At 73.2% G+C, this 25,531-nt stretch carries 23 protein-coding genes and 2 tRNA genes; 22 read left to right on the forward strand and 3 right to left on the reverse strand.

Going from position 1 to position 25,531, the window contains the following annotated elements; genetic code table 11:
* Nucleotides 1-76 precede the first annotated feature (76 nt).
* The 5 genes from HN013_RS00290 to obgE all read left to right on the forward strand — a co-directional run bounded on the left by HN013_RS00290 (nucleotide 77) and on the right by obgE (nucleotide 7,695).
* Nucleotides 77-847 carry a TIGR03936 family radical SAM-associated protein gene (locus tag HN013_RS00290; protein ID WP_171161633.1) on the forward strand — a complete coding sequence of 257 codons (771 nt, stop codon included), beginning with the start codon at nucleotides 77-79 and terminating at the stop codon, nucleotides 845-847.
* A 218-nt stretch (nucleotides 848-1,065) separates the two neighbouring features.
* Nucleotides 1,066-5,193: an Rne/Rng family ribonuclease gene (locus HN013_RS00295; protein ID WP_171161635.1), complete on the forward strand. Its 4,128-nt coding sequence runs from the start codon at nucleotides 1,066-1,068 to the stop codon at nucleotides 5,191-5,193.
* Between the two features lie 346 nt (nucleotides 5,194-5,539).
* Nucleotides 5,540-5,860 (forward strand): 50S ribosomal protein L21, encoded by a 321-nt coding sequence (gene rplU, locus HN013_RS00300; protein ID WP_171161637.1) that lies wholly within the window; start codon nucleotides 5,540-5,542, stop codon nucleotides 5,858-5,860.
* Nucleotides 5,861-5,874: 14 nt separating this feature from the next.
* Nucleotides 5,875-6,129: a 50S ribosomal protein L27 gene (gene rpmA / locus HN013_RS00305; RefSeq protein ID WP_126914116.1), complete on the forward strand. Its 255-nt coding sequence runs from the start codon at nucleotides 5,875-5,877 to the stop codon at nucleotides 6,127-6,129.
* A gap of 126 nt (nucleotides 6,130-6,255) precedes the next feature.
* Entirely contained in the window at nucleotides 6,256-7,695 is a 1,440-nt protein-coding gene (gene obgE, locus HN013_RS00310; protein ID WP_171161639.1) for a GTPase ObgE, read from the forward strand.
* Nucleotides 7,696-7,848: 153 nt separating this feature from the next.
* On the opposite strand, the gene HN013_RS00315 is transcribed toward obgE, so the two are convergent.
* Nucleotides 7,849-9,894: a hypothetical protein gene (locus HN013_RS00315; protein WP_171162208.1), complete on the reverse strand. Its 2,046-nt coding sequence runs from the start codon at nucleotides 9,892-9,894 to the stop codon at nucleotides 7,849-7,851.
* Between the two features lie 378 nt (nucleotides 9,895-10,272).
* Here HN013_RS00315 and proB point away from each other — a divergent pair, with 378 nt between their 5' ends.
* From proB to HN013_RS00340, 5 genes are all read left to right on the forward strand, one after another.
* Entirely contained in the window at nucleotides 10,273-11,379 is a 1,107-nt protein-coding gene (proB, locus tag HN013_RS00320; protein ID WP_312018464.1) for a glutamate 5-kinase, read from the forward strand.
* A gap of 294 nt (nucleotides 11,380-11,673) precedes the next feature.
* Nucleotides 11,674-12,180 (forward strand): hypothetical protein, encoded by a 507-nt coding sequence (locus HN013_RS00325; RefSeq protein ID WP_398977765.1) that lies wholly within the window; start codon nucleotides 11,674-11,676, stop codon nucleotides 12,178-12,180.
* A 78-nt stretch (nucleotides 12,181-12,258) separates the two neighbouring features.
* Nucleotides 12,259-13,548, forward strand: a complete 1,290-nt coding sequence (locus tag HN013_RS00330; RefSeq protein WP_171161641.1) for a glutamate-5-semialdehyde dehydrogenase — start codon at nucleotides 12,259-12,261, stop codon at nucleotides 13,546-13,548.
* Between the two features lie 122 nt (nucleotides 13,549-13,670).
* Nucleotides 13,671-14,276 carry a hypothetical protein gene (locus HN013_RS00335; protein WP_171161643.1) on the forward strand — a complete coding sequence of 202 codons (606 nt, stop codon included), beginning with the start codon at nucleotides 13,671-13,673 and terminating at the stop codon, nucleotides 14,274-14,276.
* 161 nt (nucleotides 14,277-14,437) lie between these two features.
* Complete coding sequence (locus HN013_RS00340) at nucleotides 14,438-15,529, forward strand: hypothetical protein (protein ID WP_171161645.1); 1,092 nt, start codon at nucleotides 14,438-14,440, stop codon at nucleotides 15,527-15,529.
* Between the two features lie 30 nt (nucleotides 15,530-15,559).
* Here the strand turns inward: HN013_RS00340 and HN013_RS00345 are convergent, their stop codons facing one another.
* On the reverse strand, nucleotides 15,560-16,684 hold the full coding sequence (locus tag HN013_RS00345) for a M48 family metallopeptidase (protein ID WP_171161647.1): 1,125 nt from the start codon (nucleotides 16,682-16,684) through the stop codon (nucleotides 15,560-15,562).
* A gap of 92 nt (nucleotides 16,685-16,776) precedes the next feature.
* Here HN013_RS00345 and HN013_RS00350 point away from each other — a divergent pair, with 92 nt between their 5' ends.
* The 7 genes from HN013_RS00350 to HN013_RS00380 all read left to right on the forward strand — a co-directional run bounded on the left by HN013_RS00350 (nucleotide 16,777) and on the right by HN013_RS00380 (nucleotide 21,092).
* Complete coding sequence (locus HN013_RS00350; RefSeq protein ID WP_171161649.1) at nucleotides 16,777-16,956, forward strand: hypothetical protein; 180 nt, start codon at nucleotides 16,777-16,779, stop codon at nucleotides 16,954-16,956.
* A 121-nt stretch (nucleotides 16,957-17,077) separates the two neighbouring features.
* Complete coding sequence (locus HN013_RS00355; RefSeq protein WP_171161651.1) at nucleotides 17,078-17,239, forward strand: hypothetical protein; 162 nt, start codon at nucleotides 17,078-17,080, stop codon at nucleotides 17,237-17,239.
* Nucleotides 17,240-17,304: 65 nt separating this feature from the next.
* A complete protein-coding gene (gene nadD, locus HN013_RS00360) occupies nucleotides 17,305-17,916 on the forward strand; it encodes a nicotinate-nucleotide adenylyltransferase (RefSeq protein ID WP_171161653.1) in 612 nt (203 codons plus the stop codon).
* A 57-nt stretch (nucleotides 17,917-17,973) separates the two neighbouring features.
* Nucleotides 17,974-19,698, forward strand: coding sequence for an LCP family protein (locus HN013_RS00365; RefSeq protein WP_171161654.1), 1,725 nt, complete (start codon nucleotides 17,974-17,976; stop codon nucleotides 19,696-19,698).
* Nucleotides 19,699-19,792: 94 nt separating this feature from the next.
* Nucleotides 19,793-20,233, forward strand: a complete 441-nt coding sequence (gene rsfS, locus HN013_RS00370; protein ID WP_171161656.1) for a ribosome silencing factor — start codon at nucleotides 19,793-19,795, stop codon at nucleotides 20,231-20,233.
* A complete protein-coding gene (locus tag HN013_RS00375) occupies nucleotides 20,230-20,886 on the forward strand; it encodes a histidine phosphatase family protein (protein ID WP_171162213.1) in 657 nt (218 codons plus the stop codon). Before rsfS ends, HN013_RS00375 begins: the two co-directional genes overlap by 4 nt.
* A 133-nt stretch (nucleotides 20,887-21,019) precedes the next feature.
* Nucleotides 21,020-21,092, forward strand: a tRNA-Ala gene (locus HN013_RS00380).
* A 173-nt stretch (nucleotides 21,093-21,265) separates the two neighbouring features.
* On the opposite strand, the gene HN013_RS00385 is transcribed toward HN013_RS00380, so the two are convergent.
* The gene (locus HN013_RS00385) at nucleotides 21,266-22,207 is read right to left on the reverse strand and encodes a helix-turn-helix transcriptional regulator (RefSeq protein WP_171161658.1); all 942 of its coding nucleotides are present in this window, start codon (nucleotides 22,205-22,207) and stop codon (nucleotides 21,266-21,268) included.
* 94 nt (nucleotides 22,208-22,301) lie between these two features.
* On the opposite strand from HN013_RS00385, the gene HN013_RS00390 reads away from it, so the two are divergent.
* The 5 genes from HN013_RS00390 to HN013_RS34060 all read left to right on the forward strand — a co-directional run bounded on the left by HN013_RS00390 (nucleotide 22,302) and on the right by HN013_RS34060 (nucleotide 25,330).
* Nucleotides 22,302-23,780, forward strand: coding sequence for an MFS transporter (locus HN013_RS00390; protein WP_171161660.1), 1,479 nt, complete (start codon nucleotides 22,302-22,304; stop codon nucleotides 23,778-23,780).
* Between the two features lie 86 nt (nucleotides 23,781-23,866).
* A complete protein-coding gene (locus tag HN013_RS00395; protein WP_171161557.1) occupies nucleotides 23,867-24,007 on the forward strand; it encodes a hypothetical protein in 141 nt (46 codons plus the stop codon).
* Nucleotides 24,008-24,011: 4 nt separating this feature from the next.
* Nucleotides 24,012-24,245: a hypothetical protein gene (locus HN013_RS00400; protein ID WP_004944425.1), complete on the forward strand. Its 234-nt coding sequence runs from the start codon at nucleotides 24,012-24,014 to the stop codon at nucleotides 24,243-24,245.
* Between the two features lie 159 nt (nucleotides 24,246-24,404).
* Nucleotides 24,405-24,477: transfer RNA gene (locus HN013_RS00405), tRNA-Ala, on the forward strand.
* Between the two features lie 394 nt (nucleotides 24,478-24,871).
* On the forward strand, nucleotides 24,872-25,330 hold the full coding sequence (locus HN013_RS34060) for a hypothetical protein (protein ID WP_398977775.1): 459 nt from the start codon (nucleotides 24,872-24,874) through the stop codon (nucleotides 25,328-25,330).
* The last annotated feature ends 201 nt before the right edge of the window (nucleotides 25,331-25,531 follow it).

The raw sequence follows: 25,531 nt of genomic DNA on the forward strand, positions 1-25,531 counted from the left end.
AGCAGTACGACCGCTCTCACGAAGGAACAGACCACTGGGCAAGCGACAGCCCGAAGGCCCGCCGCCCGCACCCGCGGTGCAGCGCATTCGCCTGCGTTACACCAAGCGCGGCCGCCTCCGGTTCACCAGCCACCGCGATTTCCAGCGCGCCTTCGAGCGGGCGCTGCGCCGGGCCGAGGTGCCGATGGCGTACTCGGCCGGTTTCACCCCGCACCCCAAGGTGTCGTACGCCAATGCCGCACCCACCGGCACGGGCAGCGAGGCCGAATACCTGGAGATCCAGCTCGCGGAGGCGCGCGAACCCGCGCGGCTGCGCGAACTGCTCGACGAGTCGCTGCCCGCAGGGCTGGACATCGTCGACGCGGTGGAGGCGCGGACGTCCTCGTTCGCGGACCGGCTGGAGGCTTCCGTGTGGGAGCTGCGGCTGGACGGCGTGGAGGTCGCCGAGGCCGAGCGGGCCGTGGCGGCGTTCCTGGCGGCGGAGACCGTGGAGGTCGAGCGCCGTACCAAGAACGGCGTGCGGGCCTTCGACGCGCGCGGCGCCGTGTGCCGACTCGAGGCCTCGGCCGTTCCGGCCGATAGGCCCGGTGTCGGTGCCTGTGCGATACTGCGGCTGGTTGTTCGGCATTCGACACCTGCCGTTCGACCCGACGACGTCCTGTCCGGGCTCCGCGCCACGGCCGACCTGGCGCCGCCGGTCCCCGCAGCGGTGACCAGGCTGGCGCAGGGGCTGCTCGACGCTGGGACCGGAACGGTGACCGACCCGCTCGCGCCCGATCGCGACGCTGCCACGGCCGTCTCATCAACGACCGCCGGCGCGGCGATGGCGCCGGGCGGACCAGCGTAAGGACGCGTCGCGCGCCGCCGGTGCACCAGGGAGCCACCCCGGTCCGGCAGGCGCACTGACCAGGAGACTTTCGCCGGTGCCACCCATTGGACCCGGCGAGCGAGACGACAGCTCCCGTGCGGCGACCGCGCCCCGGACGACGGTACCGCGCTCATCACGCGGACCGACGGGCCGGAATCCGGCGCGGCGCCCGGGAGCGTGACGGGAGAACCGCCCGCATGCTCGAACCCATTGAGCCCACGGAATCCGGGACCGCGCACGACGCGCCCGGCAACAACGCAGACACTTCCCCCGCCGCCGGCGGGGACAACTCGGGCCCCGGCGACACGCTGCCGCCGCGCCGCCGCCGCCGGGTGGCCTCGCGTCCGGCGGGACCGCCGGTGGCACCGGCCGCGGAGCCCTCGGTGGCCTCCGCCGACGCCCTGACGGCGCCCGATGTGGTGCCGCCCGTCGCGCACGAGCCGCTGGAGGAGCCCGTCGTCGAGGGCGCCCCGCCGGTCGTGGCGGCTGAGACCGCCGGAGCCGCGGCCCCGGCGCGTCCGCGCCGCCGTGCGACACGCTCCGTGACGGCGCCCGCCGCCGACACCGCCGCCGAGGCGGCCGCGGAGACCACCCCCGCCGCCGAAGAGGCCCCCGCCACCCCGGCGCGTCCGCGCCGCCGCGCGGTCCGCAAGGCCGGCGGTCCGGCGGAGACCGCCGCGCGGCCCTCCGGGGCCGAGGTGGCCGCCGAGGAGCCCGCGGAGGCGCCTGCGGAGACCGAGGCCGCCGCCCCGGCACGTTCGCGCCGCCGTGCCACGCGCAAGGTGGCCACGCCCGTCGCCGAGGCCGTCGAGCCGTCCGCGGAGACCACCCCTGCCGTCGAGGAGACGGCCCCCGAGGAGCCCGTGGAGCCCGCGGAGGCCGAGGCCGCCGCTCCGGCGCGGTCGCGTCGTCGTGCGGTCCGCCGGGCCGGTGCTCCGACCGGTGCCCCGCGGGCGGCGGCCGAGGCCGAGGCGGCCGTGACCGCCGAGCCCGCCGCTGTCGCCGCCGAGCCGGTCGTGGCCGACGAGGACGAGAGCCCGGCGCCCGCCGCCCCGGCGCGGTCGCGCCGTCGTGCGACCCGGCAGGCGGCCGCCCCGGCCGCCGAGGCCCCGGCCGAGGCCGCCCCGAGTGCTGAGGCCGCTCCGAGTGCCGAGGCCGCCGAGGTCGTCGAGGCCGAGGAGGAGCCGGCGAAGCCCGCGCGGACCCGTCGCCGGGTCACCCGCAAGGCCGGCAGTGCCGCCGCCGAGGAGCGGGCCGGGCAGCCGGAGACGGATGGGCCCGCCCGCGCGGAGGAGCCCGCCGCAGCCGAGGCCGCGGCCGAGGAGCCCCGTGCCCGTCGCGGCCGCCGTCGTGCGGTGAGCGCCGAGGCCGAGCAGCAGCCTGCCGCCGAGGCCGCGCCCGCCGAGGAGCCCGCGGGCCCCGGGCGCACGCGGCGCCGGGCGGTGCGTCCGCCGACGGCCGTGTTCCAGGCGCCGGTGTTCACCGAGCCGATGTTCCAGACGCCGGAGTCCGCTGCCGCCGCCTACGCGGCCGTGGAGCAGCCGGCCGCCCCCGAGGCCGCCGCCGAGGAGACCGAGCAGCCCGCCGGCCGCCGTCGTCGCCGCCGTCGCGGTGAGCCCGCCGAGCCGGTCGTGGCCGTTGAGCCGGTTGTGACCGCCGAGGTGCCGGAGGCCGAGGAGCCCGAGGAGACCGAGGAGCCGGAGGCCGCCGAGGGTGCCCTGGCGGAGGACGAGGAGCAGGGCGAGCGCCCGTCCCGTCGCCGCCGCCGGGGTGGCCGCCGTCGCCGTCGCGGCGAGACCGCGGAGTCCGAGGACGAGGGTGCCGAGGAGGCCGAAGAGGCCGAGGAAGCCGAGGCCGAAGCCGAGGACGAGGGTGCCCTGGAGACCGAGGGCGAGGAGGACCGCGGTTCCACCGCGGGCAGCCGTCGTCGCCGTCGCCGTCGCCGCCGGTCCGGCGAGGCGATGGAGGACGGGCAGGCCGCCGTCGACGACCCGGAGCGCACCGTCGTCAAGGTCCGCGAGCCGCGCGACCGGCTCAAGGAGGGCGGCACCGGCTTCGACGAGGTTCAGTCCATCAAGGGCTCGACCCGTATGGAGGCCAAGAAGCAGCGCCGCCGCGAGGGGCGCGAGCAGGGCCGCCGCCGGGTGCCGATCATCACCGAGGCCGAGTTCCTGGCGCGCCGCGAGGCCGTCGAGCGCGTGATGGTCGTCCGCCAGAACGGCGACCGGACGCAGATCGGCGTGCTGGAGGACAACGTCCTCGTCGAGCACTTCGTCAACAAGGAGCAGGCGACCAGCTACGTCGGCAACGTCTACCTGGGCAAGGTCCAGAACGTGCTGCCGTCGATGGAGGCCGCGTTCGTCGACATCGGCAAGGGCCGCAACGCCGTGCTCTACGCCGGTGAGGTCAACTTCGACGCGCTCGGCATGGGCAACGGCCCGCGCCGCATCGAGAGCGCGCTGAAGTCCGGCCAGTCCGTGCTCGTGCAGGTCACCAAGGACCCGATCGGCCACAAGGGCGCCCGCCTGACCAGCCAGGTCTCGCTGCCCGGCCGCTACCTGGTCTATGTGCCCGAGGGCTCGATGACCGGCATCAGCCGCAAGCTGCCCGACACCGAGCGGGCGCGTCTGAAGCAGATCCTCAAGAAGATCGTCCCCGAGGACGCGGGCGTCATCGTGCGCACCGCGGCGGAGGGCGCGAGCGAGGACGAGCTGCGTCGTGACGTCGAGCGGCTGCAGGCGCAGTGGGAGGACATCCAGAAGAAGTCCAAGATGATCTCCACCAGCTCGCCGAGCCTGCTGTACGGCGAGCCGGACATGACCGTCCGGGTCGTCCGCGACATCTTCAACGAGGACTTCTCCAAGGTCATCGTCAGCGGCGAGGGCGCCTGGGAGACCATCCACGGCTACGTCTCGCACGTCGCCCCCGACCTGGTGGACCGGCTGCAGAAGTGGACGTCGGACGTCGACGTCTTCGCCACGTACCGGATCGACGAGCAGCTGATGAAGGCGCTGGACCGCAAGGTCTGGCTGCCGAGCGGCGGTTCGCTCGTCATCGACCGGACCGAGGCGATGGTCGTCGTCGACGTCAACACCGGCAAGTTCACCGGCCAGGGCGGCAACCTGGAGGAGACGGTCACCAGGAACAACCTGGAGGCGGCCGAGGAGATCGTGCGCCAGCTGCGGCTGCGCGACCTCGGCGGCATCATCGTGATCGACTTCATCGACATGGTGCTGGAGTCCAACCGGGACCTGGTGCTGCGGCGCCTGCTGGAGTGCCTGGGCCGGGACCGGACGAAGCACCAGGTCGCCGAGGTGACCTCGCTGGGTCTGGTCCAGATGACCCGCAAGCGGGTCGGCCAGGGCCTGCTGGAGTCCTTCTCCGAGTCCTGTGTGCACTGCAACGGCCGCGGTGTCATCGTCCACATGGACCAGCCGTCCACGGTCGGCGGTGGCGGTGGCGGCGGTGGCAAGCGCGGCAAGAAGCGCGGGGGTGGCAAGGCGGCGGCCGAGGCTGTCGAGACGGCTGCGGCTGTCGAGCCGGCCGAGGAGACGCTGGAGGCTCCTGAGGCCCCCGAGGCTCCTGAGCTGGAGCCCGTCGCGACGACCGAGGCGGAGCTGGTGCCGTCGGTCGGCGGGGGCGAGGACGAGTGGTTCTCCAGCCCCGCCGAGGCGGAGGCGGCGGCCCGCGCGGCCGGCCGCGGTGGCCGTACGCGGCGCCGGGCGACCCGCAAGGCGACGGCTCCCGCCGGTGCGCCGAAGGCGGCGGAGCCGGAGGTGCCGGAGGTCGTGGTCGAGGCGGCTCCGGTCGCGGAGCCCGTGGTCGAGCCGGAGCCCGAGCCCGCGCCTGCGCCGGTTGTCGAGGCCGCTCCGGTGGCGGAGCCCGTCGCGGAGGCCGAGCCGGCCGTGGAGCCGGCCCCGGCCGCTCCCGCCCGTCCGCGCCGCCGCGTGACCCGGAAGGCGACCGCTCCGGCGGGCTCGCCCGCGGGTGCGGAGGAGGCCGCCGTGGTCGTCGTCAGTGCGCCGCCGGTCGCGGAGGCTCCGGCTGCCGAGGTCCCGGCTGCCGAGGCTCCGGCCGTCGAGGCGGAGGAGCAGCCCGCGGAGGCTGCTCCGGCCAAGAAGACGGCCCGTAAGACGGCCGCCAAGAAGGCCCCGGCCAAGAAGACGGCGACTGCCAAGAAGGCGACGACCGCGAAGAAGGCGGCGGCGAAGAAGACGACGACCGCCAAGAAGGCGACGACGGCGAAGAAGGCTGCCGGGTCGGCGACGAAGAAGGTGGCGGCCAAGAAGGTGGCCAAGAAGGCCGCGGCTTCTTCGGAGGAGTAAGGGTCCGCCCTGCGGGGGCGGGGCCGGGGACCCGCCCTGCGGGGGCGGGGCCGGGGAGTTTCTGCCCCGGCCCCGCCCTTTCACCGTTTCTTGCGGGGGTGGGCCCCGCGCCCCCCGAGCCGCGCTGCGCGCGGCGTCCTCAAACGCCGGACGGGCTGGGTGCGGCCCGGTTTGACCCCCCGGGCCACGCCCCGTAACCTTGCCATTCGGCGTCTGTACGCCTACCCCTGAGCAAATCCCTCCCGGCCCGCCGGGAGAGGCCGCTCGTCCACTCGGACAGCACGGGCTGCGCCCGTCTGAGCGGCTGGCATCAGAGGTCCCGATTACTAGCGAGAGTGAGATCCGCGTGTACGCAGTCGTGCGTAGCGGTGGTCGTCAGCACAAGGTTGCTGTCGGCGACATCGTCGAGGTTGACAAGGTTTCCGACGGCAAGGTGGGCGACGCGGTCGAGCTCTCGACGCTGCTCGTCGTCGACGGCGAGTCCGTCACCAGCGACCCGTGGGTCCTGGCGGGCATCAAGGTTCAGGCCGAGATCGTGGACCACCACAAGGGTGCCAAGATCGACATCCTGAAGTACAAGAACAAGACCGGTTACCGCAAGCGGATTGGTCACCGCCAGCAGTACACCGCGCTGAAGATCACCGGCATCCCGACGGCCGCGAAGTAAGGGACTGAGGAGACATGGCACACAAGAAGGGCGCATCGTCCACCCGGAACGGTCGCGACTCCAACGCTCAGCGGCTCGGCGTGAAGCGCTTCGGCGGTCAGCTCGTCAACGCCGGTGAGATCCTGGTCCGCCAGCGCGGCACCCACTTCCACCCGGGCGCCGGTGTCGGCCGCGGTGGCGACGACACCCTGTTCGCGCTGAACGCCGGTGCGGTGCAGTTCGGCACCCACCGTGGCCGCAAGGTCGTCAACATCGTTCCGGTCGCCTGATCTTCTGATCACGGTTCCGTAGAGCGATAAACGAGGGCGGACCTCCCTTCCCCTGCGGGGAAGCGGGTCCGCCCTCGCTGCGTTACAACAGAGACACCCCCACCTACGTATCGGAGGCACCCCGCTATGACCACCTTCGTGGACCGCGTCGAGCTGCATGTCGCCGCGGGTAACGGAGGCCATGGCTGCGCCTCCGTGCACCGTGAGAAGTTCAAGCCGCTCGGCGGCCCGGACGGCGGCAACGGCGGCCGCGGCGGTGATGTGATCCTGGTCGTCGACCAGTCCGTCACCACGCTCCTCGACTACCACCACAGCCCGCACCGCAAGGCGACGAACGGCAAGCCCGGCGAGGGCGGCAACCGCTCCGGCAAGGACGGCCAGGACCTCGTCCTGCCCGTGCCGGACGGCACCGTCGTCCTCGACGGGAAGGGGAACGTCCTCGCCGACCTCGTCGGCCAGGGCACCACCTACATCGCCGCCCAGGGCGGCCGCGGCGGCCTCGGCAACGCGGCGCTGGCCTCGGCCCGCCGCAAGGCGCCCGGCTTCGCGCTGCTCGGTGTGCCCGGGGACCTCCAGGACATCGTCCTGGAGCTCAAGACCGTCGCCGACGTGGCGCTGGTCGGCTACCCGAGCGCCGGCAAGTCCTCGCTGATCTCCGTGCTCTCCGCCGCGAAGCCGAAGATCGCCGACTACCCGTTCACCACGCTCGTCCCCAACCTCGGCGTCGTGACGGCCGGTTCGACCGTCTACACCATCGCCGACGTGCCCGGCCTGATCCCCGGCGCCAGCCAGGGCAAGGGCCTCGGCCTGGAGTTCCTGCGGCACGTCGAGCGCTGCTCGGTGCTGGTGCATGTGCTGGACACCGCGACGCTGGAGTCCGAGCGCGACCCGCTGACCGACCTCGACGTCATCGAGGCGGAGCTGAGGGAGTACGGCGGCCTGGAAGACCGGCCGCGCATCGTCGTCCTCAACAAGGTCGACATCCCCGACGGCCAGGACCTCGCCGACATGATCCGCCCCGACCTGGAGGCCCGCGGCTACCGCGTCCTGGAGGTCTCGGCCGTCTCCCGGCAGGGGCTCAAGGAGCTCTCCTTCGCCCTGGCGGGCATCGTCGCCGAGGCGCGTGCCGCCAAGCCGAAGGAGGAGGCGACCCGCATCGTCATCCGGCCCAAGGCCGTGGACGACGCCGGCTTCACCGTCACCCTGGAGGAGGACGGCATGTACCGGGTGCGCGGCGAGAAGCCGGAGCGCTGGGTGCGGCAGACCGACTTCAACAACGACGAGGCCGTCGGCTACCTCGCCGACCGCCTCAACCGTCTCGGTGTCGAGGACGAGCTCCTCAAGGCGGGTGCCCGGGGTGGCGACGGCGTCGCGATCGGGCCCGAGGAGAACGCCGTCGTCTTCGACTGGGAGCCGTCGATGGCCGCCGGTGCGGAGATGCTCGGGCGTCGTGGTGAGGACCATCGGATGGACGCGCCGCGGCCGGCGGCTCAGCGGCGGCGGGACCGGCAGGCGGAGCGGGACGAGGCGGAGCAGGAGTATCAGGGGTTCGATCCGTTCGCGTGACGGTGCGGCGGGGGCGCCTGCGGCGGGCGGTGCCCCCTCGGGGAGTTTGAGGACAGCGCGCGCAGCGCGCTTCGGGGCCCCCACACACGACGAAGGCCCGGGAGGCGAACCTCCCGGGCCTTCGTCACACCCGCGCTCCGCGCGGAAACCGCCTCAGCGGCCCTGTGCGGGGCTGAACCAGTCGCCCCCACCCCCGGCGGCGGGAGCGGCCTCGTCGCCCGGGAGAACGGCGGCAGCCTCGCGCTGGCCGGGGATCTCGGACGCGGCGGCCCGGGCGGCGGCGCGGGCGGCGCGCTCGTCGGCCTCGTGGGCCAGGTCGAGGGCGGCCTGGTTGAAGCGGACGAGGGACGGCGGGTCGGAGGGGCCGAGGAGCTGGACCTTGAGCTCGGAGCGGGCCTGGGCGAGGCGGTCCAGGCGCGGGTCGCGGACCGAGGCGAGGAGGCCGGCGACGCCGGACCCGTCGGGGGTCAGGATGGTGGCGGCGGTGACGGTGGGGAAGTTCGCGAGGAACTCCTCCTCGGTCATGCCGCTGGTGTTGGCGACGGCGTACGGCTTCTCGCTGATCAGGTAGTCGGAGACGACGCTGGACACGTCGCTGATCAGCACGTCCGCCAGGTTGAAGCAGGCGTAGAGGGCCGGCCGCGGGCCGGTGACGATCTGGTGCTCCCACTCGGGCAGGGAGGCCCAGTAGGCGGCCTCCCAGGCGGCGGTGGCGGCCTCGACGGCGGCGGCGCGGCCGGGCTCCGGGGCGGTCTGGAGCAGCATGCGCTCGGCCTCGTCCACGCTGGGACGGAAGGTGCTGGTGGTGAGCGCCTGGAGCTCGGCGGTGCGGCGCTCCAGCTCGGCGGCGGCCTCGGGGCCGGGGCGTTGGCCGTCGCGCCGGGCGTTGGCCGCGACGATCATTTCCTTGATGCGCCGGTTCGCCTCGCCCGCGCGGGGGTCGACGGAGCCGGTCATCGGGTGCGGCTTGTAGAGCAGCCGGACGGCGGGGTCGGCGAGCAGTTCGCGGACGATGTTCTCGCCGGCGAGCATGACCGAGGTGTTGCCCGGGTTGCCGTCCCAGCCCTCCCAGGTGGGGGCGTAGAGCACGGTGGTGAACGGACGGGCCGGCGGGCCCGCGTACGGCTGGATCGGGGCCAGCTGCGGACGGCCGACCTCGACGACGTCCTTGTCCTCGACGCCGATGTCGGCGAGCTGGTAGCGCTCGCGCGCGGCCGGACCGGCGACCCAGATCTCGTCGTACGCCTTGGAGTACGGGTTGCAGCTGGAGAGCTTGTCGCTCTCGCCGTGGTTGATGAACGCGTGCTTGATCGACGGCATGCGCAGGACCTGCGAGGTCTTGCCGGAGTTCGACGGGTGCAGCAGCACCTTGAGGGTGGACTGCTCCAGGGCCATCAGGTGGTGGACCTTGGGGATGCAGACGATCGGGACGTCCGTGGCGTCGATCTTCTTCACCATGAAGCGCTCGCGCAGCACGATGACCGGGTTGCCGTCGAGCCGGGCGAGGGTGGAGAGCCACATGTTCGCCTGGTACGCGGAGCTGGTGCCGCCGGAGAAGTACATGCCGACGGTCGGCTTGTAGTCGGCCAGCCAGCGGTCGAGCCACTCTATGGCCTGCTGCTCGTTCGCGATCCGCTTGGCCGGGCGCAGCCAGCTCGCCAGGTACAGGGCGCCGCCGAGGGCCAGGATCAGGGCGATGCCGACGCCGGCCATGGCGCCCGCGGCCTTTCCGGAGCCCACGGTGATCAGGAGGCCGGCTGTCGCCGGGACGGCGAAGCGGACCAGGCGGCGGCCGTGCTGGCGGGCCAGGATGCGCGGCGGCGCGGCGGTCAGGTGCAGCCCCGACGCGTCGATGTTGCGCGTCACGAACGGGAGGGTCCGCGAGCGGCGGACGAGGATGGCGACGGCCTGGCAGCCGAGGTGGGCCGCGTAGAAGAGGACGACGCCGACGAAGACCGGCGCGTAGTCGCGCAGCGAGCCGTCGTCGTGCAGCCGCAGCAGCCCCAGCATGATCACCATGTCGCGCAGCAGCTGCCGCACCATGACGTCGAACCGGACCTTGCCGAGCAGGGCGAGCAGACCGGGGTCGCGGTGCTGCAGATAGAGATCGAGCGCGAGGCCCGCCGCCGAGGTGGCGATCAAGAGCGGCACGTTGGGCAGCAGCGCGCCCACGAGCTGGAGTACGAAGGACACCAGCATCGTGAGTAGCGCCGCGGCCTGTACGGCTCGGCGGGGGACTGTTCCGGCAGGCACTGGGCGGGCTCCTGGCAGGAGGGCTGAAGGATCGGGATGGACCGGGTCGGACACGTCATGGGGCAACGGTCGGGACAACGGTCGCAACCGACCGTATGACGGCCGCTGGGCCAGGAGCAATCTTCGGTCACGGCAACCATCACAAAATAGGGTCGAACGACCACAATCGTCAGACGGTAGATTGGCCGGTCCGGGCAGGTGCGCGGCACGAGGGCGCGCGAGGGCGAAGGGGCGGAGATCACGGTGCGGGCAGGTACGGCGCGGGAAACGACGGCCGCGACGGGCGGAGGGATCCGGCCGGAGGTCACCGGGGCCCGCCGGATCGTGGTCAAGGTGGGCTCGTCCTCTCTCACCACCGCGGGCGGGGGACTGGACGCCGACCGGGTTGACGCGCTCGTCGACGTCCTGGCCCGCGTCCTCGGCGACACGACGGGCGCGGAGGAAGGCGCCCAGGAGATCGTCCTCGTCTCCTCCGGCGCCATCGCCGCCGGCCTGGCCCCGCTGGGGCTCGACCGGCGCCCGAAGGACCTGGCCCGGCAGCAGGCCGCGGCCAGCGTGGGCCAGGGCCTGCTGGTCGCCCGCTACACCGCCTCCTTCGCGCGCTACGGCCGCCGCGTCGGCCAGGTGCTGCTGACCACCGACGACACCAGCCGCCGCGCGCACTACCGCAACGCCCGCCGCACCCTGGACCAGCTCCTGGCCATGGGCGCGGTCCCGGTCGTCAACGAGAACGACACAGTCGCCACGGACGAGATCCGCTTCGGCGACAACGACCGGCTGGCCGCCCTCGTCGCCCACCTCGTCCGCGCCGACCTGCTCGTCCTCCTCTCCGACGTGGACGGCCTCTACGACGGGGACCCCAGCACCCCGGGCACCTCGCGGATCGCCGAGGTCACCGGGCCGAAGGACCTGGCGGGCATCTCCATCGGCAGCGCGGGCAAGGCCGGCGTCGGCACCGGCGGCATGGTGACCAAGGTCGAGGCGGCCCGGATCGCCGCCGCCGCCGGGATCCCCGTCGTCCTCACCTCCGCCAGCCACGCCGCCGACGCCCTCCTCGGCCGCCCCACCGGCACCCTCTTCCACCGCACCGGGCGGCGCTCCGCCGACCGGCTGCTGTGGCTGGCGCACGCCTCCACCCCGCGCGGCGCGCTGACGCTGGACGACGGCGCCGTCCACGCCGTGGTCCGGGGCACCGGCTCGCTGCTGCCGGCGGGCATCGCCGCCGTCGAGGGCGAGTTCAGCGCGGGCGACCCGGTCGAGCTGCGCGACGGCACCGGCCGGGCGGTGGCCCGGGGGCTGGTCGCCTACGACGCGGGGGAGATCCCCCAGCTGCTCGGCCGCTCCACCCGGGACCTGGCCCGCGATCTCGGGCCGGGCTACGAGCGCGAGGTCGTGCACCGCGACGATCTCGTCGTGCTGCACTCCTCCTGACGGCTCCCGGGGCCGCTCGGCGGTCCTCGGCGGGCGGGCCGTCGATCCGGCTTGACGAAGGAAAGCCCTGGACGGGGCAAGTGACGAGGTAAGTCCAGCCTTTCCTTGGACCTTTCGGCAAAACCGCCCCGCGTCCGTCCTCGGGCTGGTCAACTCTTAAGGGCCGGGTCCTCGCGGACCGGGGCCGTCGCGGGCGGGCGGCGCTCCGGGCGGGGGACCGGCACGCGGGAGAACCAGCACGACACGGCTCCGCGCACGCGCGCGCACGGGGCCGGCCAGACAGGGAGGCCGCCGGTGAGACGAGGGCGCCCAGGGGCCCCGCCCCGAGGCGGGGGAGGCGTCTCCCGCATCCCGAGGGCTGCGGGGGAGGAACGCACCCTGACGAGCGTCGGGGCACGCGGTACGGGGGAGGACACCGGGGCGGACGGGCCCGAGGGCTCCGACGGCGGGGGCGGGAACGGCTCCCGCCTGTGGCACATCACCCTCAGCGTCTCGGGGGCCGAGGCGCCGCTGGGCGAGGTGCGGCGGGCGCTGGAGCAGCTCGCGCACGACCACCCCTTCCTCCTGACCAGCCGCTACGCCAACGACCACGCGGAGATCCGCTATTGGGAGGAGGCGCGCGACCTGCACGACGCGGCGGCCGTCGCGCTGCGGCTGTGGGGCGAGCACCGCTCGACGGCCAGGCTGCCGCCGTGGGAGATCGTGGGGCTGGAGGTCATCGACCGTGAGACGTACCACCAGCGGGTGGCGGAGGGCCATGGACCGCTGCCGGCGACGCCGGTGGGGGTGCACCCCTTCTGAAGCCGCGGATTCCGAAGCCGCGGAGCAGCAGAGAATCCGGGACGCCCTTCCGGCCGCGCGCAACTAAGCTGCGTCCCCATGAGCAGCGAAACCCCCACCACCAGCCCCGAGTCCCCCGTGCTCCGCGCGGCGGCCCGCGCCCGTACCGCCGCCTCCGCCCTGGCGCCGCTGCCACGCGCGAAGAAGGACGAGGCGCTGCTCGCCGTCGCCGACGCGCTGGAGGCCCGCACCGGGGACATCGTCGTGGCCAACGCCGAGGACGTCGCCAGGGCCCGGGCCGCCGGCACCGACGAGGGCATCGTCGACCGGCTGACCCTCACCCCGGAGCGGGTCCGGGCCATCGCGTCGGACGTCCGCGACGTGGCGGGGCTGCCCGACCCGGTGGGCGAGGTGGTGCGCGGCTCCACGCTGCCCAACGGCATCGACCTGCGCCAGGTCCGGGTGCCGCTCGGCGTCGTCGGGATCATCTACGAGGCCCGGCCGAACGTGACGGTGGACGCCGCCGCGCTCTGCCTGAAGTCCGGCAACGCGGTCCTGCTGCGCGGCTCCTCCTCGGCGTACGCGTCGAACACCGCGCTGGTGGGCGTCCTGCGCGACGCCGTGGCCGCCGCGGGGCTGCCCGCGGACGCCGTGCAGCTGGTGCCGGGGGAGAGCCGGGACTCCGTCCGCGAACTGATGCGCGCCCGCGGCCTGGTGGACGTGCTCATCCCGCGCGGCGGCGCCTCGCTGATCCGCACCGTCGTCGAGGAGTCCACGGTTCCCGTCATCGAGACGGGCACCGGCAACTGCCATGTGTACGTGGACGCCGACGCCGACCTCGACACGGCCGTCCGGGTGCTCGTCAACTCCAAGGCGCAGCGCCCCAGCGTGTGCAACGCCGCCGAGACCCTCCTCGTCCACCGGGACATCGCGCCGCGCCTGCTGCCGGCCGCGCTGGACGCCCTGGCGGAGGCCGGGGTGACGGTCCACGGCGACGAGCGGGTCCTGGCGCTGGCCGGGGGGACGAAGGCGACCGTGGTGCCCGCGACGGAGACGGACTGGGAGACCGAGTACCTCTCCTACGACATCGCGGCCGCGGTGGTGGACTCGCTGGACGACGCCGTGGGGCACATCCGGCGGTGGTCCTCCGGACACACCGAGGCGATCGTCACCACCTCGCAGCAGGCCGCCCGCCGCTTCACGCAGCTGGTGGACTCCACGACGGTCGCGGTCAACGCCTCGACGCGGTTCACCGACGGCAGCCAGTTCGGCTTCGGCGCCGAGATCGGCATCTCGACGCAGAAGCTGCACGCGCGCGGTCCGATGGGGCTGCCGGAGCTCACCTCGACCAAGTACATCGTCACGGGCGACGGGCACGTGCGGGGCTAGCGGCCCGGCCGGAGGTCCGTTTCGGGGTCCGGCTCGGGGTCCGGCTCCGGGTTTTCCCCGGCGGTACCCCGAATTCCCGTACCGCCCGCGCGGATTGGCCGCTTCGGGTCTACGCTGGACGCGTGCCGGACGACGTGGGGGGCAGGCCGTTCCCGGACGGCGAGGAGCCCGACAACCGCGGCCACGGAGGCGAGGACGAGTTCGCCGCCGTGGTCTTCGACGAGGAGTTCGTGCGGGCCGCCGTGGTGCACGAGCCCAGCGCGGCGGAACGGATGCTCGCCGCGCGGACCCGGTCGGGCGGCGGACCCGGCGAGGACGACGGATACGAGGCGGCCGACGGGTACGACTCCGCCCGCGGGGGCCGGCGCACGAGCGGCCCGGGCGCGTGGCGGACGCTCACGCACGACCTGGACCCGGACGACGCCTACGGGCCGTACGGCCGCTACGGCAGCCGGCGCAGGCCCTACCGGGGCCGGCCGCGCTGGTACCGGCCGGTGGCCTGGGTGCTCTGCGTGCTGCTGGGCGTGGGCGCGGTGGCCCTGGCCTTCGCCGCCGTCTACCGGGGGGCGTCCTCCGGCGACCGCCGGGACCCGGCGCCGCCGACCGCCACGACCGGGGTGGACGCCCCGGCCCCGGGGCGGCAGGGGGCCCTGCCGCCCGGCGCCCGGCCCAGCGTCTCGGCGGATTCCCAGGCGCCCGTGGCCTCGGCCGTGCCCCGCCGTGGCTGACCGGGATCGCTCATCACGCAGAGTGATCAAGGCCGGGGTGACCTGCGAGGACACCATGGGCCAGAGCATTGCGCGCTCCGCCGGTGATCCCATGGGATTCCGCCACAAGTTGTCGTGTACCAGCGCGTTTACGGATGCGCCCGGCGACCTACCCTTGAGGTATGGAAGGGCCTGGAGACCCGCCTGAGGGGACGCCCGAGGGTGCCCCGGGAGGTGGTGACGAAGAGTACCGGTCGGTCGTCTTCGACGAATCGTTCGTCCGGGCTGCCCGCCTCCAGGAGTACTCGGCCCGGGAGCGGATGGCCGACCACGCGCCCGCCGTGCGCACCCGGCACGCCTGGACCCGCCTCGGGGCCTCCCGGCAGCTGCTGCTCCTCGTGGTGCTGATCGCCCTGGCCTTCGGCACGGCCGTCTACATGGGCCTGCGCCACCCCTACAAGGACCCGCGGCCGCCCGCGGCCGAGCCGCTGCAGACCACCGTCGTGCCGCTCGCCCCGCGCGGCCCGGTGCCGGGCGGGCCCGCCGACCGGCTCTTCGCCCACAGCCCGGCCGCCCGGTTCGGGCAGGGCGTGGACGGCATCAGCCTGCCCGACGTACGGCGCACCCAGAACTTCTCCGAGGGGCTGGTGATGGCCGCCCTCGCCACCGCCAAGGAGTACACCGTCCGCTCCGCGCTGGACCGTGCGGTGATCACCGGCGGTGACGACCGGGCCCTCCGCGTGCTGCTCGCCCCCTCGCAGGTGGAGCAGTACGAGCGCAGCCTCGACCGGCCCGTCGCCGACGGACAGCACGCGGCCACCGGCTGGCTGGTCCGCTTCGACCCCGCCCAGGTGGCTCTCGACGACGCGCCCGTCCGGGCCGAGGGCGCCTTCTCCCTCACCGAGGTCTCGCCCGCCGCGCTGGAGGTCTCCGCCGACCACACCTTCGTCTACGCGGTCCGCCCGGCGAAGGCGGCCGAGGCGAAGGCGGGCACGGCGGACACCTCGCTGTTCACCGTCCGCCGCGTCCTGCGCTTCCGCTTCGACCGCGACGACCTCCAGAACCACCATGTGCAGATACTGCAGAGCACGGTGCAGGCGGGACCGGAGTCCTGCGGGACCGACGACGCGGCCTACCTGCGGCCGATCCTGGCCGGGCGGTCGGCGGACAACAGCAGGCAGCCCGTCACCGACCCGTTCGCCACGGGCAGGCCGGTCGCCGGGGTGTGCGGCGTCCTGGCCCCCTCGGCCCAGCCGGCCCCGCCGGGGCGCTGAGCCCCGCACGGCGTGCCGGCCGGGCGCGCGTCAGCCCTTGGGGCTCTCGTCCCCCGGGGTGTCCCGCGGCTCGTCCTTGGGCCGCCCGGCGCCGCCCGTCCGCCCGGTGAAGGTGTCCCGCAGCCGGCTGCCGAGGTCGTTCGCCCCGCCCGCGATGTCCCGCACCAGCCCCATCAGCGGATCCTTGCCGTTCCGCACCGACTCGGCGTAGTGGTTCGCGGACTCCCGGAAGGAGCCGGACACCGAGGCGTCCTTGTCCTCGGCGCGGCGCGGGTAGTGGCCGTCCATGACCCGCTGGTAGTCCCGGCTCTCCGCCCACCGCTTCAGCTCGGCGGCGCGCACGGTGGCGAACGGGTGGCTGCGCGGCAGCACGTTCAGGATCTTCAGCACGGAGTCCCGCAGGTCGCCGCCCGCCTCGTACTCCGCGGCCTGGGCCAGGAAGGCGTCCACGTTCATCTCGTGCAGGTGGTTGCCGCCCGCCAGCTTCATCAGACCGCGCAGCGACGCCTGGAGGTCCTGGCCCACCAGCAGCCCCGCCCGGTCCGCCGACAGCTCCGACTTGCGGAACCACTCGCGCAGCGCCGTCACGATCGCCGTGATCGCTATGCCGCCGAGCGGGATCCAGGCCACCTTGACGGCGAAGTTGGTCAGGAACAGCAGTATCGTCCGGTAGACCGCGTGGCCCGACAGCGCGTGGCCCACCTCGTGGCCCACGACCGCCCGCATCTCCTCCTCGTCCAGCAGCTCGACCAGGCCCGTCGTCACCACGATGACCGGCTCGTCCAGGCCGACGCACATGGCGTTGGGCTGCGGGTCCTGCGTGACGTACATCGGCGGGACCTTCGGCAGGTCCAGGATGTAACAGGCGTCCAGGAGCATCGTGTGCAGGTGGGGGAACTGCTGCTCGCCCACCCGTACGGAGTCCGAAAGGAACAGCAGCCGCAGGCTGCGCTCCGGCAGCAGACCGCTCAGGGCCTTGAAGACGGTGTCGAAACCGCTCAGCTTGCGCAGGGCGACCAGGGCCGAACGGTCCGCGGGGTGCTCGTACGCCCGGGACGAGATGTCCGGAAACCGCCTCCGGTCGCGGCCCGGCACGCTTCCGTCCCCGCCCCCGGCCGCACGGCCGGAGCCGTTCGCGGCGTTGCTGTCACTCATGGCGACCCCCTCAACTGGGCTCGATCGTGGCCCGTCCCCCGGCTGACGGACCCCACCCTAGGCGCTGGCACCGACATGGCTACCGTGGAGGCATGTCCGCACTCCAGGGTTTCACCCACCTCGCAGCGTCCCCGGCCGTGGGCCAGGTGCTGGCCGTCTCCGCGAAGGACACGGGCCCGGGGCCGGTGCTGCGCACGGTTTTCCTCGTCGCCCTGATCGGCGTGCCGCTCACCGCGTGGCTGCTCCTGCGCGGTTACCGCAACAAGGACTGACCGCCCGGCCGGGACGCCCGTACGGGCCCTCCCGCGGAGTCGGCGTGAGCCCGGCCACCGTGCCCGCATACGATGTGGCAGAAGTCTCCAGCCGTTCGTCCCCGGAGAGGTCCTGCCGACGATGTCCCTCACCTCAGCCCACTCGGCCCTGGTCACGTTCGCTTCCGAGAGCGAGCACGTCGACACCCACGAGAGCATCAGCCCCTACGTCACCGGTGGCGCCGCCCTGCTGATCCTGCTCCTCCTGCTCTACGTCACCACGCGCTTCAACCGCGACCGCTGACCCGGCCGCCGGGCGGACCTCCCCGAAGGGCCGGCGCACCGCCGTGCCCAGTAGGGTCTGCACGCATGGGAGAGCAGAAAGAGCCCGCGAAGCGGCGGCTCGGCGTCATGGGCGGGACGTTCGATCCTGTCCACCACGGCCACCTGGTCGCCGCGAGTGAGGTCGCCTCGCAGTTCCACCTGGACGAGGTGGTCTTCGTCCCGACCGGTCACCCGTGGCAGAAGACCCACAAGACGGTGTCGCCGGCCGAGGACCGCTACCTGATGACGGTCATCGCCACGGCGTCCAACCCGCAGTTCTCGGTCAGCCGGATCGACATCGACCGCGGGGGGCCGACGTACACCGTCGACACGCTCCGGGACCTGCGCGCCCTCAACGACGACGCGGACCTGTTCTTCATCACCGGCGCCGACGCGCTCGCGCAGATCCTGACGTGGCACAACACGGACGAGCTGTTCTCGCTCGCCCACTTCATCGGCGTCACCCGCCCCGGTCACATACTGGCCAACCCGGGACTCCCGGACGACCGGGTCTCGTTCGTCGAGGTCCCGGCCCTCGCGATCTCCTCCTCCGACTGCCGTGCGCGCGTGGCCGAGGGCGAACCCGTGTGGTACCTGGTGCCCGACGGTGTCGTGCGCTACATCGCCAAGCGCAAGCTGTACCGTCACGACGGCTGACATCACGACGGCCGGCACACCGGCCGATCCCGGCTCATGGGCCATCGAGGGGCACCGTTGAACGACCGCCAGGACCCGTACGCGTACGACCCGTACGGGCAGCAGCCGCAGGTGTACGGCTACGACGTCCACGGCAGCCCGGTCTACCGGCCGGACGACCCGCAGCGGGTGTACGACGCGTACGGCCGGCCGCTCACCGGGGCCGACGGCGGCCAGCAGGGCGGGTACCCCCAGCAGGAGCCGCAGCCTCAGGCGTACGGCTACGACCCGTACGCCTCCCAGGAGCCCGGCTTCCAGCAGCAGCCGTACCAGGAGTACCCGCAGCAGCCGTACGACGCGGCGGCGTACCGCGAACCCGCCGCGGCCGAGCCCCAGGCCCAGGTCGTGGAGCAGCAGGCGCGTCCGCAGGAGTGGATCCCCCGGCAGGCGGACCGCGCCGGCCGCGAGGAGACCCCGGCGGGCCCGGAGGCCGGGCCGGGCACGGTCCCCGAGCCCCGGCAGGCCCCGGACGACCTGGAGCGGGGCGCGGGCGCCCCGGACTACCGCACCGAGCAGTTCTCCTTCGTCGAGACGCCGGACGAGGACTCCGAGGACGTCATCGACTGGCTGAAGTTCAGCGAGAGCCGCACCGAGCGCCGCGACGAGCGCAAGCGCCGGGGCCGCAACCGGTACGTCGCCCTCGCCGTGGCGTTCGTGCTGGTCCTGGGCGGGGTCCTCGGCTACCTCCTCCTGAGCGGGGGCGACGGCAAGGACGGCGGCGCCGCGGCCGGTACGGGCCAGAAGCGCGACGTCATCGTGGTGCACCTGCGGCAGACGAAGGGCGGCGGCAGTTCGACGGCCCTGCTCGTCGACAACGCGACGACCAGGAAGGCGACCGCGGTCCTGCTGCCCAACTCCCTCTCCGTGGGCAGGGAGGGCGGCGGGGCCACGACCCTCGGCAAGTCCGTCCAGGAGGCGGGCACCGGGGGCACCCGCGACGCCCTCAACACCCTGCTCGGCTCGCAGATCAAGGGCAGTTGGCGGCTGGACACCCCCTACCTGGAGAACCTGGTCCAACTGGTGGGCGGCATCCCCGTCGACGCCGACACCGACGTCCCCGCCGCCAAGGCCGGTGACAACCCGCTGGTGCGCCGGGGCGGCGGCCAGACCCTCAACGGCCAGTCGGCCGTGGCCTACGCCACCTACCGGGCGCCCGGCGAGGCCCCCGACAAGCAGCTCGCACGGTTCGGACAGGTCATGCGGGCCGTCCTGAAGAAGATGTCCACCGACCCGAAGGCGGCCACCACCACTGTCGAGTCGCTCGCCCAGATCCCCGACCCCTCGCTCTCCGTCCAGCAGCTCGGCGCCTCCCTGGCCCAGCTGGCGGCCCGCGTCAAGGCGGACGCGTACCGCACCACCGTGCTGCCCGTACGGCAGGACGGGACCCTCGGCGGGCAGGAGGCCGACGGCGTGGTCAAGGAGGTGCTCGGCGGTGCCGTCAGGAGCGCCGGCGGGGACACCACGCCGCGGGTCAGCGTGAAGAACGCCACAGGGGCCGGCGCGGGCGCCGGAGCGGCACGGGTCGCCCTGGTCAACGGCGGCTACACCTACCTCGACGCGGGCACGGCGGCCGCGGCGTCCGGTTCGTCCGTGTACTACACGGACGACAAGCGGGCGGCGGACGCCAAGGAGGTCGCCAAGACCCTGGGCCTCCCGGCCGGCGCGGTGCGGAAGGGCCGGCCCTCGGACGTCGCGGCGAACGCGGACGTCACCGTGGTGCTGGGCAAGGACTACAAGGGCTGAGGGCCGGGGCGGCCGCGGAGAAAAGCCAGGGAGGGCCGGTAGTGGGTCGTGAGACCCTTGAGGGCGTACCGACCTTCTACCGAAAGCATGGCCAGTGACCGCCACGGACCGCTCCTCGAAGCTCATCCAGGCCGCCGCGCAGGCGGCCGCCGACAAGCTCGCCCACGACATCGTCGCGTACGACGTCAGCGACGTGCTGTCGATCACCGACGCCTTCCTGCTGGCCTCGGCCCCCAACGACCGCCAGGTCAAGTCGATCGTCGACGAGATCGAGGAGCGGCTGCTCAAGGAGCTGGGCGCCAAGCCGGTCCGGCGCGAGGGCGACCGTGACGCGCGCTGGGTGCTCCTCGACTACGTGGACATCGTCGTGCACGTCCAGCACAGCGAGGAGCGCGTCTTCTACGCCCTGGAGCGGCTGTGGAAGGACTGCCCGGAGATGGAGCTGCCCGCCGACGCGGTGGCCACCCGGGGCAAGGCCGCGGAGCACACCCGCGCCGAGGAGGCCCGCGACGGGCTGGACGGTGAGCTGAGCTGAACGGCAGCAAGGGAGGCGGCCGGGGCCGCCGCATCGTCCTGTGGCGGCACGGCCAGACGGCCTGGAACGTGGAACGCCGCTTCCAGGGCACCACGGACATCGAGCTGACCGGCACCGGCGTCGCCCAGGCGCGCCGGGCGGCCCGGCTGCTGGCCGCGATGAAGCCCGACGCCATCATCGCCTCCGACCTCCGGCGCGCCGCCGACACCGCCGCGGAGCTGGCGGCGCTCACCGGCCTGGAGGTCACCGGGAACCCCGGGCTGCGCGAGACGTACGCCGGGTCCTGGCAGGGCCTCACCCACGACGAGATCATGGAGCGCCACGGCGAGCAGTACGCGGCGTGGAAGCGCGGCGAGCCCGTGCGGCGCGGCGGGGGCGAGCTGGAGACCGAGGTCGCCGACCGGGCCGCCCCGGTGGTGCTGTCCCACGCCGAGAAGCTGCCCGACGGCGGCACGCTCGTCGTCGTCAGTCACGGCGGCACCATCCGCACCACGATCGGGCGGCTGCTCGGTCTGGAGTCCCACTCCTGGGAGGCCCTGGGCGGGCTGACCAACTGCTGCTGGTCCGTCCTCGGCGAGGGCGCGCGCGGCTGGCGCCTGCTGGAACACAACGCGGGCACGCTGCCCGAGCCGGTCCTCGGCGACGACGACTGAACCGCGGCCGGACCCCGTGCGGGGCCCGTCGGCCCCGCACCGGCCCGATTTCCCATTCGGGCAGGTGGCAGGCTAAAGTTCTTCTTGTTCGCGGGGAACGCGGGGGAAAACCTCCGGGGAAACCGGGAACAGCGGGGCTATAGCTCAGTTGGTAGAGCGCCTGCATGGCATGCAGGAGGTCAGGAGTTCAATTCTCCTTAGCTCCACAGAAAGAAGATCCCGTCCGGTCGCTTCGACCGGGCGGGATCTCTGCTTTTCCCGGCGATGTCTCCCGACAGTGTCCTTCCCGGCGGTGTCATTCCGGCAGCGTCGCCGAAGCGGCCGGGGGCGGGCGCCCCAGCCCCGGGAGGGACGGGTGCCCGCCGCGGCCGGCGTCGGGTCACGCGATCCGCTGCGGCTCCTTCTCCGCCAGTCGCTCCCGTATCTCCGACAGCTTCATGCCGTGCTCGGGGCAGCCGACCAGCGGATCCTCCAGGGTGGCCAGCGGGCCGAGCAGGCGGGCGGTCTCGTCGTCCTGCGGCGTGTAGACCACGATGCGCGACTCGGGGGCCTCGGTCACCGCGAGCGAGGTGGAGATCAGCCGGAGTTCGCCCACCGAGGCATGGCGCATGACCTTCACCCGGTGGCCCGGCGGGATGACGTCACCGGCCTCCCACAGCACGCGGAACTCCTCGCTGGACGTCATCAGCAGATGGAGGAAGGACTCCCACGCGGGCTCGCCGACGTGCCGCCCGTACGCCCCGCGGAACGTCGCCACCAGCAGGGGCAGTTCCTCCTCGCGGTTGACGATCGGGCTGCAGCACTCCGGGCGGGTGAAGATCTGCCACAGGACGTTGGCCTTCCAGTCCGCCGTGAGGTAGACGAGCGGGAAGAGGGCGCGGTAGGACGCGTTGGTGGCCAGGACGTCGTAACGGGCGTTGTAGACGACGGCCGGGTTCGGGTCGAGGGCGTCGATGATGGCCTGCACCTCGGGACCGACCGTGTCCGCGTCGGCCACGCGCCTTGGCGCGTACGGCACTTCGGCGAGCTGGTAGAGGTGCTCGCGCTCGGCCGCGTCCAGGCGCAGCGTCCGGGCGATCGCGTCCAGCACCTGCACGCTGGCGTTGATGGGGCGGCCCTGTTCCAGCCAGGTGTACCAGGTGATGCCCACACCGGAGAGCTGCGCCACCTCCTCGCGCCGTAGGCCTGGGGTGCGCCGCCGCAGGCCCTCCGGTATGCCCACGTCGGCCGGTGTCACCCGGGCCCGCCGTCCGCGCAGGAACGCGGCCAGCTCGGTTCGCCTGCGTCCGTTCAGCGTCGCCATCGTCGTCACATCCCCCATCGTCACCGCGTCGGCCGAGTGCTGCCAGGTGCTGTTGGTAATAGCAGGACCGGGCTCTCACCACTTGTACCCCGCCGAACACAGTCTGTGTGGCATGTCCACGATCCCGTCCCCCAGGACGACCTCCTCCTCGGGTCCCAGTGAACCGGACCCCACTGACAACGGCACCTCCGCCCGTTCCGTCCGCTCCCCATGGCCGGGCTGGCTGCTGCTGATCGTGCTGCTCGGCCAGTTCATGGCCATCCTGGACTCGTTCGTGGTCAACGTCGCCACCGCGACCATCCGGACCGAGCTGGACGCCTCCGGTTCGGGCCTCCAGCTGGTGGTCGCGGGCTACACGATCACCTACGCCGTGCTGCTGATCACCGGCGCGCGGCTCGGCGCCCGCCACGGCCACCGGCGGGTCTTCCTCCTCGGGCTCGGGCTGTTCACCCTGGCCTCGCTGCTCTGCGGAATCGCCTCGGGCACCGAGCAGCTGATCGCCTTCCGGTTCGTCCAGGGCGCCGGCGCCGCGGTGATGCTGCCGCAGGTGCTGAGCCTCATCCAGCGCACCTACGACGGGCCCGCGCGGGTGCGGGCGCTCGGCTTCTTCTCGGCGGTGATCGCCTCCGGTGCGGCGATCGGGATGATCGTCGGCGGGCTGCTGATCAGCGCGGACCTGTTCGGCTGGAGCTGGCGGCCGGTCTTCCTGGTGAACGTCCCGATCGGGCTGCTGCTGCTCGTCCTCGGCCCCCGGCTGATGCCGCGCGACGCACCGCACGCGGGGGAGCGCGGCCGGCCGCTCGACCTGCCGGGCATGGTGCTCCTCGCGGCGTCGGTCATGTGCTTCACGGTGCCGATGGTGCTGGGGGAGGAGCAGGGCTGGCCGCTGTGGACCTGGATCTCGTTCGCGCTCTGCGCGGTGCTGGCGGCGGCCTTCGCCGGGTACGAGTCGCGACTGGCCCGCCGCGGCGGGGCGCCGCTGATCGCCCCCGGTGTGCTGAGGGCGCCGGGAGTGCCGCAGGCGGTGGCGCGGATCGGGCTCGCCATGGCGATGAACGCCGGGGTCCTGCTGTCGCTCTCGCTGCACCTGCAGAGCGGGCTCCACTTCAGCCCGATGCGCACGGGACTGACCTTCCTGCCCACCGCGGTGGCCTTCGGCGGCGTCGGCCTCAACTGGCGGAAACTTCCCCAGCGTTGGCACGGCGCGCTGCCCACGGTCGGTCTGCTGCTGGCGGCGGTCTCCTTCGCGGGCACCGGGTACGTCCTGCGGGACGGCGGCGACGGCGGTCTGTGGCTGTACCTGGTGCTGTTCGGCGGCGGCGGTGGTCTGGGCCTCACCTTCAGCCCGACGCTCGGCCGCACCCTGGCCGGCGTCCGGCCGGAGCACGCCGCGGACGCCAGTGGGCTGTTGACCACGACCAGCCAGCTCGGACTGCTCACCGGGGTGGCCGTCTACGGTGCCGTCTACCTCGCGGAGGCGAGCGGCGGGGCGTTGTCCTCCTCGGCCCACGGGACGTGGATCACCTCTCTGGCGCTGGCGGGGACGGCGGTGGCCGCCCTGGGGACGGCCCTGATGCGCCGGGGGCGCTGACCTGGCGCCCGTCCCGTGGCAGAATCGGACAGCCGGGCGCGGACGGGGTGAAGGTGACGGGGAGGGATGGTGACATGCCGGTGTGCATGCTCGCGACGACCGACGGCCTCCCCGGGGTGACCGCCCTCCAGTGTCCGGCTTGTGGATCCGCTCACGTGGCCCAGGTGCTCGGCGACAACGGCGGTGTTTCGTACATCTGCACGGCCTGCGGCCACAGCTGGAGCTGAGTGAATGGGTGCACACAGCCGGAAATGCGACTGGTGCGGCAGCGGGACGCCCATCGTTCGCGACATGGAGCCGATCAACGCCGACTACCAGTACTGGTGCGTCGAGTGCGCCCGGGCGCTGATCATAAAAGGCGACCCCATCGAGACCTATCGGGAGCTCGAGGGGGAACCGATCTACGGGCGGCTGCTCGACGAGCACTGCGCGCTGAAGCGGTTCTATTCGTTCGCCACGGCGTGAGTCGCCGGGCCCTCCGCGACCGTCATCCGGCAAATCGGGCGAAGTTGATCACCCGGTCAACCGATTTGGCAGAGGGCAGGGGGGTCCGTGTAATGTAGTCGATGTCGCCAGGGGGAACCGGCCGGAAACGGCGGGGAAGCCCGGCGGACAACAGAACAAGGGGCTATAGCTCAGTTGGTAGAGCGCCTGCATGGCATGCAGGAGGTCAGGAGTTCAATTCTCCTTAGCTCCACAGGAGATGAACGGGTCGTCCGAAAGGGCGGCCCGTTCTTCGTCGTGCGCTCTTCCCGCGTCTTCTTCGTCGCGATCTCGCCCGTTCTTGCATGTCCATGACCCTTCCTTGTCCGCTTGTTGGCGAACGTATGCCCCCTACATGAACAGTTCACCGCAAGAGTGACGTTCCGTGCAGGCGACCTTTCGTATCGCAGGGGGTTTGATGAGATCACGCCGTTCCGGAGCGCGCGCGGGCCTGGCCCTGGCCACCGCGCTGCCCCTGGTGGCGGGGGTGCCGGCGCTCGGGGCGCCCACTGCCGGCGCCGACATACGTCAAGGACGGCCGCACGTACCACGCGCCGTCCACGACCGCCTCCGTCCCCGCCTCCCTGGACGGCGCCGTCCTTACCGTCGTGGGCCTCAACGACGCCCCGCGGCGGGCCCACCGCGACGAGGCCCTGCCCGGCCCGAGCGCCGCCTTCGCCAACTCCGGTCTCTTCTCCACCGGGATTGATTCGCAGTGCTCCGGCGTTTACGCCGGGGGTGAAGCGAATCTGAGAGTGGTGGCGCGGAGCGGCACAGCGTCCGGTAGGGACGGCCAGAATCCTCGTCCTTCAGGGCGAGGAGCATGTCAAGGCACCGCCGCCTACCACGACGTCACCGACCACCCGCTCGGCAAGGGCCGTGGCATCGGCGACGTGCGCGTCGACTTCGTCAACGGCGTCGACGCCAAGGACGGCACCACGGTGTCGCTGCGCGGCCTGGGCGACGACGGGTCGCTCTCCGCGACCGTGGGGTACGACGACGTGACCGGCGTCGGCTCGCCGGCCCGCGACTACGTCACGTCGTACGCACCCGGCCACCGCCGCTGACCCGACGCGCTCCCCCGCACCACGGGCCCGGCCCGCCGGGGCGGGGGAGCGCCGGACGGCCCACGCCGCCGGTGAACCTCGGTGCGGGCCCCGGTGCCCCTGCGGTAACCTGACCGCATGCGTGCCGTACGCCTCCTGCTTAGCGAGCCGCGCTGATCAATCCCGACCGGTCAGGTCGGCATCGGCGCGGCGTCCCCTCCT

The sequence above is a fragment of the Streptomyces sp. I05A-00742 genome (assembly GCF_013055795.1).
GTDB lineage: Bacteria > Actinomycetota > Actinomycetes > Streptomycetales > Streptomycetaceae > Streptomyces.